Origin of the sequence: Pseudomonas sp. (assembly GCF_050739655.1) — a bacterium.
GTDB lineage: Bacteria > Pseudomonadota > Gammaproteobacteria > Pseudomonadales > Pseudomonadaceae > Aquipseudomonas.
Genome location: NZ_JBOIBY010000470.1, coordinates 1 through 1,148, shown reverse-complemented (window position 1 = coordinate 1,148; position 1,148 = coordinate 1). Strand labels below are relative to the sequence as shown.

Below are 1,148 nucleotides of genomic sequence, written 5' to 3'. Positions count from 1 at the left end.
AGCTCGCTCCTACAAATGCCTTAACTGACCGGCATTAGGGCTTGCCCGCGATAACGGTATACCAGGCGATGAATGTTTCGGCTGACAGGCCCTCATCGCGGGCAAGCCCGGCTCCCACATTTGATCTCCATGGTTGTGAAGGCAGCATTTGAACCCCGCGTTTTCGACCAAGCGGACTGCCGTTGGCGGCTGTTTGCCGTTATACTCGCCGGCTTTCAAAAGTTCGCCAACGAGTGCTGCCCGTCATGGAAATCAACCCGATCCTGAACACCATCAAGGACCTGTCCGAGCGCTCCGAAACCATTCGGGGGTATCTTTGACTACGATCAAAAGCATGAGCGTCTGACCGAGGTCAATCGCGAGCTTGAAGATCCGAGTGTCTGGAACAAGCCTGAATACGCCCAGGAACTGGGCCGCGAGCGCGCTGCGCTGGCGCAAATCGTCGAAACCCTGGACGAATTGAACACCGGTCTGGCCGATTGCCGCGACCTGCTGGACATGGCCGTCGAAGAAAACGACGAAGGCGCAGTGGGCGATGTCGTCGCCGAGCTGGCCCGTCTCGAGGAAAATCTGGCCAAGCTGGAATTCCGCCGCATGTTCAGCCATGAAATGGACCCGAACAACGCCTACCTGGACATCCAGGCCGGTTCCGGTGGCACCGAAGCCCAGGACTGGGCCAACATCCTGCTGCGCATGTACCTGCGCTGGGCTGACAAACGTGGCTTCGAGGCGACCATCATGGAGCTGTCGGCCGGTGAAGTCGCCGGGATCAAGGGCGCCACCGTGCACATCAAGGGCGAATACGCCTTTGGTTGGCTGCGCACCGAGATCGGCGTGCACCGTCTGGTGCGCAAGAGCCCGTTCGACTCCGGCAACCGTCGCCACACGTCTTTCTCCGCTGTGTTCGTCTCGCCAGAGATCGATGACAAGGTGGAAATCGAGATCAACCCGGCGGACCTGCGGATCGACACCTATCGTTCGTCCGGTGCCGGTGGTCAGCACGTAAACACCACCGACTCGGCCGTACGTATCACCCACGTACCGACCAACACCGTGGTCAGCTGCCAGAACGAACGTTCCCAGCACGCCAACAAGGACACCGCCATGAAAATGCTGCGGGCCAAGTTGTACGAGCAGGAAATGCAGAA

General features: G+C 59.4%; 1 pseudogene. It reads left to right on the top strand.

The features are described from left to right. Window positions 1–245: 245 nt before the first annotated feature. Window positions 246–1,148 (top strand): annotated as a pseudogene (gene prfB, locus ACRESJ_RS22775) (peptide chain release factor 2); the annotation flags it as partial.